This window comes from Meiothermus cerbereus, assembly GCF_051297115.1.
GTDB classification, from domain to species: domain Bacteria; phylum Deinococcota; class Deinococci; order Deinococcales; family Thermaceae; genus Meiothermus; species Meiothermus cerbereus_A.
In genome coordinates, this window is sequence record NZ_JBEVAL010000099.1 from 1 (window position 1) to 8,518 (window position 8,518).

At 62.8% G+C, this 8,518-nt stretch carries 9 protein-coding genes; 8 read left to right on the plus strand and 1 reads right to left on the minus strand.

Annotated features, from left to right (window positions below; all coding sequences use genetic code 11):
• Nucleotides 1–254: 254 nt before the first annotated feature.
• From ABWU19_RS13620 to ABWU19_RS13630, 3 genes are read left to right on the plus strand one after another with little or no spacing between them, the layout of a single operon-like run.
• A complete protein-coding gene (locus ABWU19_RS13620) occupies nucleotides 255–1,583 on the plus strand; it encodes a TolC family protein (RefSeq protein WP_435902211.1) in 1,329 nt (442 codons plus the stop codon).
• Nucleotides 1,580–2,638: a TolC family protein gene (locus ABWU19_RS13625; RefSeq protein ID WP_435902212.1), complete on the plus strand. Its 1,059-nt coding sequence runs from the start codon at nucleotides 1,580–1,582 to the stop codon at nucleotides 2,636–2,638. The genes ABWU19_RS13620 and ABWU19_RS13625 overlap by 4 nt, the downstream gene beginning before the upstream one ends.
• Before the next feature lie 29 nt (nucleotides 2,639–2,667).
• Nucleotides 2,668–2,895, plus strand: coding sequence for a hypothetical protein (locus ABWU19_RS13630; protein WP_027878107.1), 228 nt, complete (start codon nucleotides 2,668–2,670; stop codon nucleotides 2,893–2,895).
• 139 nt (nucleotides 2,896–3,034) lie between these two features.
• On the opposite strand, the gene ABWU19_RS13635 is transcribed toward ABWU19_RS13630, so the two are convergent.
• Nucleotides 3,035–3,646 (minus strand): hypothetical protein, encoded by a 612-nt coding sequence (locus tag ABWU19_RS13635; RefSeq protein WP_435902213.1) that lies wholly within the window; start codon nucleotides 3,644–3,646, stop codon nucleotides 3,035–3,037.
• A gap of 244 nt (nucleotides 3,647–3,890) precedes the next feature.
• Here ABWU19_RS13635 and ABWU19_RS13640 point away from each other — a divergent pair, with 244 nt between their 5' ends.
• The 5 genes from ABWU19_RS13640 to ABWU19_RS13660 all read left to right on the plus strand — a co-directional run bounded on the left by ABWU19_RS13640 (nucleotide 3,891) and on the right by ABWU19_RS13660 (nucleotide 8,510).
• Nucleotides 3,891–5,237 (plus strand): efflux RND transporter periplasmic adaptor subunit, encoded by a 1,347-nt coding sequence (locus ABWU19_RS13640; RefSeq protein ID WP_435902214.1) that lies wholly within the window; start codon nucleotides 3,891–3,893, stop codon nucleotides 5,235–5,237.
• Nucleotides 5,234–5,947: an ABC transporter ATP-binding protein gene (locus tag ABWU19_RS13645; RefSeq protein WP_435902215.1), complete on the plus strand. Its 714-nt coding sequence runs from the start codon at nucleotides 5,234–5,236 to the stop codon at nucleotides 5,945–5,947. The genes ABWU19_RS13640 and ABWU19_RS13645 overlap by 4 nt, the downstream gene beginning before the upstream one ends.
• Complete coding sequence (locus ABWU19_RS13650; RefSeq protein WP_245597578.1) at nucleotides 5,944–7,236, plus strand: ABC transporter permease; 1,293 nt, start codon at nucleotides 5,944–5,946, stop codon at nucleotides 7,234–7,236. Before ABWU19_RS13645 ends, ABWU19_RS13650 begins: the two co-directional genes overlap by 4 nt.
• Before the next feature lie 71 nt (nucleotides 7,237–7,307).
• Entirely contained in the window at nucleotides 7,308–7,850 is a 543-nt protein-coding gene (locus tag ABWU19_RS13655; RefSeq protein WP_435902216.1) for a hypothetical protein, read from the plus strand.
• Between the two features lie 9 nt (nucleotides 7,851–7,859).
• Nucleotides 7,860–8,510: a YceI family protein gene (locus ABWU19_RS13660; RefSeq protein ID WP_435902217.1), complete on the plus strand. Its 651-nt coding sequence runs from the start codon at nucleotides 7,860–7,862 to the stop codon at nucleotides 8,508–8,510.
• The last annotated feature ends 8 nt before the right edge of the window (nucleotides 8,511–8,518 follow it).

Consider the following 8,518-nt stretch of genomic DNA (forward strand, 5'->3'; position numbering starts at 1 on the left):
ATCGCTTGGGTAGCAGCTTGCTCGACTATTCATGCTCGATTATATCGTCTGGGAAAGTTTTAAGACAGTCTCTAACACAACCCTCTATAGCCCCTTCATACCGTAAGCTTTGCTTACGCGGTGGTACGGGATTCTTTCAGATTGAGGTGGGGGCTCCTGCCGTTTGGGTACAAGGGCCTTCACCAAAACTACACATCTCGTACTGAGCCTGTACACAAGGATCGCAGAATATTGGCTGCGGCGGAGGTAACGCCTTGAAGAGACTATTTCCAACCCTCGCAACCCTGCTGGCCCTGGCCCCTCCCGCCCTGGCCCAGGGCCTCGAGCTCCCCCAGGCCCTCCAGACCTTGCCCCGCACCCTGGACTGGAAAAGCGCCGACCTTAACTACGAGAGCGCAGTGCGGCAGCTCGAGGCCGCCCAGGCCGCCTTGGGCTTCAAGCTGTCGGGTGGGGCCGACTACAGCCTGCGCGAGAGCAGCGGCAGCAACCTGATCCTCTCCAGCACCGCCAGCATAGGGCTGCTGCCCTGGTCGAGCAGCGCCGATGCCGTGCGCAGCGCCGAGCGGGCCTTGGAACGGGCCGCCCTGACCCGCCGCGACGCCCGCAACAACCTGTGGATCACCCTGCACACCCAGTACTTCAACCTGCGTCAGGCCCAGGCCGACCTGGCCGTTGCCCAGGCCACCCTGGCCCTGCGCGAACGCCAGTTGCAAATCGTTAGTGCCCAAAACCAGGCCGGTGCTGCTACCCTGAGCGAGTTGCTCGCGGCCCAGCAGAACCTGGACACCGCCCGCTCGGGGCTGGTGAGCGCCCAGGGAGCCCTCGAGCTCGCTCGCCTTTCGCTTTCCAACACCTTGGGCCAGAACCCCCAGCAGCTCGGCAGCCCCAGCACCCCCCCCGAGGAACCCAGCCTGCCCGCCGAAAGCCTGGAAGCCCTGCTGCAAAGGGCTCTGGAGAGTCGTTCCGACGTGCTGCGGGCTTTGTTGCAGCTCCGCGAGGCCGAAGAAAACCTGGCCAGCGCCGAGCGCGACCGCTGGATTCCCAACGCCTCGGTGAGCGCAGGCTACAGCAGCAGCGGCAACTCGCTTTCAGCGGGGCTGAACTTCAAAAGCGGCGTGGCCTCGGTCTCGGCGGCGGTGCCCCTGGTGCAGGGCACCGGCGGTTCGCCGGCCCAGGGTTACAACCTGGGGCTATCGCTAAGCGTGCCCCTCTTCGACCCCGTGAGCGACAGCCGCATCCACACCGCCCATACCGCTCTACAAGCCGCCCGGCAGGCCCTGGAAACCGCCCGCAAGGCCGCCGAGCTGGATGTGCGGCAGAAATACCAGGGCCTGCAGACCGCCAAAGCCGCCATTGCCGCAGCCCGAGCCGGCCTAAACGCCGCCAACCAGAACCTGCGCACGGCCCAGGCCCGGCTCCAGGCCGGAACCGGCACCGCTTTGGATGTGCAGTCGGCCCAACTGGGCCTGTTCCAGGCCCAGCGCAACCTCGAGGCCGCCTTCATCCAGGCCCAACTGGCCGCCCTGGCCTTGCAAAACGCCCTGGGCACCAACCTTACCGCAAGTCTTGGAGGAAATAGATGATTCACCTTGCAAAACGCTTTTTTTGGCTCCTGCCGATGCTGGCTTTTTCGGCTGGGCTGGCCCAGAACTCCCTGACCCTGGTACAGGCCCTTTCGCAGGCCTACAGCCGCGGCCCCTTGCTGCAAAGCGCCCAGGCCACCCTGCAAAACGCCACCCTCCAGCTCAACGCCCTCAAGGCCGACCCCAGCACCCTGATTGTGGCCCTCACCCAGGCCGAGCACAACGCCCGGCTGGCCCAGGTCAACCTCGAGGCCACCCGGCTTTCGGTCATGCAGAGCGTGGTGAACGCCTATATTGGCCTCTATGAAGCCCAGCAGAACGTGGCGCTGTTCCAGGCCCAGGTAGCCCTGAACCAGCGCAACCTGGAGGTGGCCAGGGCCCGCCAGGCTGCCGGTAATGCCACCGCGCTGGACGTCTCGCGGGCCCAGACCACCCTGGACAGCGCGAGGCAATCCCTGACCAACGCCCAGTCCCAGCTTCCGGTGCTGGCCGCCCAACTCGCAACGCTGTTGGGCCTGAGCGACCTGGGCAACCAGACCATAGCCGCCCCGCCGAACCCCCTTGCCCTGCAGGCCGACCTCGAGGCCCTGCGCAACGGTCTGTTCGAGCGCCTCCCCAGCGTGCTGCAAGCCCAACAGGCCGTGGAACTCTCCCAGCTCAGCGTCAAACTGGCCGACAACGACTACACCCCCGCCGTACAGCTCAACACCGCCAAAACCAGCCTGGAAAACAACCTGCGCACCCTGCAAACCGCCCAGCAAAACGCCCAGACCAGCCTGACCAACACCTACCAGGCTGCCCAGAACGCCTATCGCAACATCGCCCTGGCCCAGGCCAACGTGACCAACGCCCAGCGGGTCGTAGAGCAGAGCCAAGCCGCCCTGCGGGCCGGCACCATCTCGGCCTTGCAACTGCAAACCGACCAGGTCTCGCTCCGAAGCGCCGAGTACGGGCTGGTGCAGGCTGTGGGCAACTACTGGAAAGCCCTGGCGGCCTTTTCGGTAGCCGCCGGCCAGGACTTCACCGGCCTGGTGCGGGCGGCCAGCGCGCCCTAGCCCCACCACACCCTGCTTTAGGGGAAGGCATGATAGACAGTCTCGAGCAAATCCAGGCCCGCAACCGCCTGCTGCTGGAAGAGATGCGCCAGGAGGCCCAGCGGTTCATCGAGCTGCTCGAGGCCTGGGCGGCTTCGGACGACGAAGACCTGAAAGCCGAGCTCGTGGCTCAGGTTACTACCCTACGCATCCATGCTCAGACGCTCGAGAAGGGTTTTGAGGCCGAGCTCGAGGCCATGCCCGAGGACGAGGGGTAAGTACCCCTGAAACTCTTGCCTTCGGTTCCCACCAAGCATGAAGCCTGATAATGCGACAGGGAGCTACTTTGGCAACTTCCGAACTCACCTGTCTTGCGCGGATTTGTATCTACGGGACAGTGCAATGATGGGTTGGGCCTCATGTCAGTTGATTGCAAAACTTACGTGCTGTTTCAATGAAGTCATTGATACGCTCAAGCGGTTCAAACCAGTAAACGTCCTCATCGGGGTATTGTTTAGAAACCACCGAGTTCGTGAGAAGGTCTTTGCCTGTCAACTCTCTCAGTCTATTTATGTACTTATCATCGATTACACCAAGGTTGTGAGCATAAAGGTGACGATGAAGCATTAGCTCCTGGATTGTAGGTAACTCAGGCAACTTCTCGAGATCAATACCGACAGTGCGTAGCAAGGGTATGGCCCCATCAGATTTGTTCCAAGGCATGAGGCGTTGAAAAATGTTTTGTTTGTACAGCCGATCTTGTCGAAGTTGGGAAAGATTCTTATATCCCTTCTTATACATATAGTAGTCACGTAAGCAGGTTTCTACTGAAGCAGCAGCGCGAATTAGCGTACCCATGTCAAAGAATTTGTCAGAAAGACGCTGCGTCCATACATCCCAATAGGTAGAGCACTCGGGAAAGGTTTTCTTAGTCTCCGATGTTAGAACATAGTCATTCAAAGCCTTTTTTAGCATATGACGAGCGAAGTAGTGGGTTTCTGCAACTCTTTCGATTTCGGGATTGCGCATTTTGAACCACCTTGTGCTTTTTGAGGCACTATCAGTGATGCTCTTTATGGACAACATCTCATACCAGAGTTTTATCTGACGGGAATATTTCACACAGCTCGCAAAAATAGCTACAAAAATTCCTTGATAGATTCATACTAGGCATAACACTTTCCAAGATCAAGCGCGGTGGTGTGTCTTCACCAAATCTTCGCATTGCGTACACTGAACGTTGGATATTCTGGAAGAAAATCGTGGGGTGAACATGACACAAGCCCGTTCCCGTATCCGCGTACCCTGGCTTTGGCTGGTTGTGGCTCTGGTGTTGGCCGGTCTGGGGGGTGCGGCCTATTGGTTCTTGCGGCCCAAGCCCGCCAGCGCTGCCCCTGCGCTCGAGACCGCCCCGGTGCAGCGGGGGTTGTTCCGGGTCTCGGTCTCGGGGCCGGGCACCCTCGAGGCCGTCCAGAGCCTGGCGGTTAAGCCTGCCGTCAACGGCACGGTGCTTAGGCTGCCCAACGTGGGCGACCGGGTGCAAAAAGGCCAGCTTGTCGTAGAGCTCGACCCCACCAACTACAACCGCGCCCTGGAGAACGCCCGGCTGGCGCTGCAAAAAGCCCAGGCCAACCTGGACAAGCTGCGGGCCGACCAGGCCAGCACCCAGGCCACCAACCGCCAGAACATCGCCAGTGCCGAGGTGGCTTTTGCCAACGCGAGGCGCGACCTCGAGGCCGCCCGCACCAACCTCGAGGCCACCCAGAAGCTCTTCGACCTGGGCGGGGCCAGCGCCCAGAGCCTGCAAAGCGCCCGCGATGCCTACGCCAAGGCCCAGGCCAGCCTGGAAATCGCCCAGGTCAACCTCAACACCGCCCGCCAGGCCCTGGCCTTGCGCAACAACGCCAACGCGCAAGATCTGAAAAACGCCCAGATTGCCTTAGAGCAGGCCCGCCTCGAGGTCAAAAACGCCGAGGAAAACCTGGCCAATACCAAAATCTATGCCCCCTTCGATGGGGTGGTCTCGGAGGTCAACGCCCAGGTGGGGAGCATCGGGGTGGGGGCCACGGTTAACAACAGCACCGCCCTGCTCACCCTGATTGACGACAGCAGCGTTAATCTGCCGGTGCAGATTGACGAAAGCGAGATCGCCAAGGTTAGGGTGGGTCAGAAGGTCGAGGTGACCCTCGACGCCTTCAGCAACGAGACCTTCCAGGGGGTGGTGACGGCCATCTCGCCCAGCGCCCGCATCCAGCAGAACATCGCGGTGTTTTACGTAACCGTCAACATACCCAACCCCGAGCGCAAGCTGCGGCCCGGCATGACCGCCGAGGGCGAGATTATCGCCGAGGAAATCCCCAACGCCCTCACCATCCCCAAGCGGGCGGTGCAGACCGTGCGCAACCGGGCCTACGTGGACGTGCTGCAACCCGACGGCGGCAAGGAGACCGTGCGGGTGGTGCTGGGGCCCGACGATGGGGTGAACCAGGTAGTGCTGGAGGGCCTCGAGCCGCGCCAGAGCGTGGTCTTGCCCAGCCGTGCACCTGCGAGCTCGAACAGCTCGAGCGGACAGGGGGGCCTGCGCCTGCCCCTCGGCGTACCAGCGGGAGGTGGCCGGTGACGGTGGTCGCACTCGACCAGGTGCGCAAGGTGTACAAAAGCGGGGCGCTGGAGTTCGAGGCCCTCAAAGGGGTTTCGCTGGAGATTCGCACGGGCGAGATGGCGGCCCTGATGGGGCCCTCGGGCTCGGGCAAAACCACCCTGATGCAGATTATCGGCCTGCTCGACCGCCCCACCGAGGGGCGCTATGTCCTGGCCGGGCGGGACGTGACCACCCTGACCGAAAACGAGCGGGCCGAGGTACGCAACCAGGAGATTGGCTTCGTTTTCCAGGCCTTTCACCTGCTGCCGCGCCTGAACGTACTGGAAAACGTGGAGGTGCCCCTCACCTACGCCGGTTATAGCCCCCACGAACGGCGGGAGCGGGCGGTTGAAGTGCTGCACAAGGTGGGGCTGGGGGACAAGCTCAAAAACCTGCCCTCCCAGCTCTCGGGCGGCCAGAAGCAGCGGGTGGCCATCGCCCGGGCCCTGACCCTGCGCCCCTCCATCCTGCTGGCCGACGAGCCGACCGGCAACCTCGACTCCAAAACCGCCGGCGAGGTGATGCGGCTGTTCCAGGAGCTCAACGACGAGGGCACCTGCGTCATTATCGTGACCCACGAGGCCGACATCGCCGATTACACCGGACGCATCGTGCGCATTCGCGACGGGCAGATCGAGTCCGACGGCCCCAATCCCCACCGCAAACGGGCTGTAGGAGGTTTGGCATGAGCGCATCCATGGTAACGCAAGCGCCCAAAAAAGTGCGTTCGCACGCAGCCGGAATGAACCTTTGGCAGGTGTTCCGCATCGCCTGGCGGGCCATTCTGGGCAACCCCTTGCGCTCGGTTCTAACCACCCTGGGGGTGATTATCGGGGTGGCGGCGGTGGTGGCGCTGACCATGGTGGGGCAGGGCTCTACCGCCAACATTACCCGCACCCTGCAGAGCCTGGGTACCAACCTGCTCACCATCGGCAGCAACACCGGAGGGCGGGGCGGGGGCTTTGGCCTGGTGCGCTTTGGGGGGCCCCAGACCATCACCCTGGCCGACGCCGAAGCGGTGAAATCGGCCTTCGCAGGCCGCCTGGCCGGCGTGGCCCCGGCCTTGCAAAGCAACCAGCAGATCAAGGTGGGGGCCAACAACCTCAACGCCACCGTGATTGGCACCTGGCCCGACTACGCCGGTGTTCGCAACGCCCAGCCCGCCCAGGGCAGCTTCTTTAGCGAGGCCGACCTGCAAAGCCGCCGCCGGGTGGCGGTGATCGGCTACGGCATCGCCCAGGACTTGTTCGGCGGCCAGGATCCTCTGGGGCAGCGCCTGCGCATTGCGGGCATCTCCTTTACGGTGGTGGGGGTGCTGCCCGACAAGGGCGACTCGGGCTTTGCCAGCCCCAACTACCAGGTGATGGTGCCGCTTTCGACCTTCCTGCAGCGCCTTTCCCGCAGCAGCACCGGCGAGCCCAGGGTGAACGCCATCTACGTGCAGGCCCCCGACAAGGACTCGCTCACCCGCTTGCAGCAAGAGCTTACCGACTTTATGGCCCTGCGCCGCAAAATCACCGACCCCAGCCAGTACGACTTTAGCGTGCAGAACCAGGCCGACGCGCTGGCCTCGGTGAACCAGGTGACCCAGACCATGACCCTCTTTCTGGGCGGGGTGGCCGGAATTAGCCTGCTGGTGGGCGGCATCGGCATTATGAACATCATGCTGGTCTCGGTAACCGAGCGCACCCGCGAGATCGGCATCCGCAAGGCCCTGGGGGCCAAGCCCCGCGATATCCTGACCCAGTTTTTGGTGGAGTCGGTGGTGCTCTCGGTGGGGGGCGGGGTGCTGGGCATCTTTTTGGGTCTGGCGATGGCCGGCAGCGTGGGCCAGTTTTTGCGTGTCACCCCCATTTTCGACCCCTTCAGCATGGTGCTGGCCTTCGTGTTCTCGGTGGCGGTGGGGGTGTTCTTCGGGTTTTATCCGGCCTCGAGGGCCGCCCGGCTCGACCCGGTGGAGTCGCTCCGCTACGAGTAGCCCGGGGCCGACCCCAGCTCTTTATGGCTTCTACACAAATCCCTGGCAAACTCTTCACGCAAGGAGGAAAGATGAAACAATGGTTGAGTCTTTTGGTGATGCTGGCGCTGGGCCTGGCTCTGGCCCAGGGAGGGCCGCCCAACATCAGTCCCGAGATGCGGCAGCGTTTTGAGGCCTACCGTCCGGTACTGGATCTGGTCGCCACCATTGGGCTGATGGACGACTTGGAAAAGCAGCGCGGACTGGCTTTTACCAAGGCGCAGGCCCAGAAGCTGCTGCCCATCCTGCGCGACCTGCAAAACCGCGCCGACCTGAAGCCCGCCGATGCCAGCAAGATGCTGAGCACCATCGAGGACAGCATCCTCACCCCGGCCCAGCTCAAGTGGATCGACCAGACCATCCTCCAGCAGCGGGAGGAGGCCCGCCAGCGGCGTGAGGCCGGGGGGCAGAACCCCCAGGCCGGTCAGGGCAATTTCCAGGGCCAGCCGCGCCAGGGCGGGCCAGGGGGGTTCTTCCAGGCCATAACCCAGGGCAAGCCCTACAACCCCTTCAAGGAACAGCCCCGCACGGCCGATAACCTCAAGAACCTGATTGCCCTGTTGTCCAAAAAGTAAGGGGGGGTTATGTCGCGGCTTTTCGCACTGCTGCTTTTGTGCGGGGTCGCGCTGTCCCAGAGCCGGCTCGAGCTCGTCCCGGCCCAGAGCGAGGCCCGCTACCGGGTGCGCGAACAGCTTGCAGGCATCAACTTCCCCACCGATGCGGTGGGGGTCAGCAAGCAGGTGCTGGGGTTGGTACGGCTCGACCGGAATGGGCGGGCCCTCGAGGGCTCGCGTTTTGCCGTAGATCTTTCGGCCCTCACCAGCGACGAGGCCCGGCGCGACAACTACCTTCGGCGCAACGCCCTCAACACCGCCCAGTACCCCCTGGCCGAGTTCGTGCCCAGGGAGGTGCGCGGCCTGAGCTTCCCGCTGCCCACAAGCAGCAAGGCCACCGTGCAGATGGTGGGCGAGCTGAAGATCCGCGAGGTGCAGAAAAGCGTCACCTGGGAGGGCGAGGTGGAGTTTCGCGGCGATACCGCCACCTTGCAGGCCCGCACCCGCTTCACCTTCCGCGACTTTGGCCTAACCCAGCCCCGCGTACTCTCGGTGCTGAGTGTGGACGAAAACATCCGCCTCGAGGTGAGCTTTACCTTCCGGGTACAGGAGCGTTATACCGGATTCAAAAAGATAATCTTCAAACAAAAAGCGCTAAGAGGCTATCTTTTTGAATCCTAGAGCACACC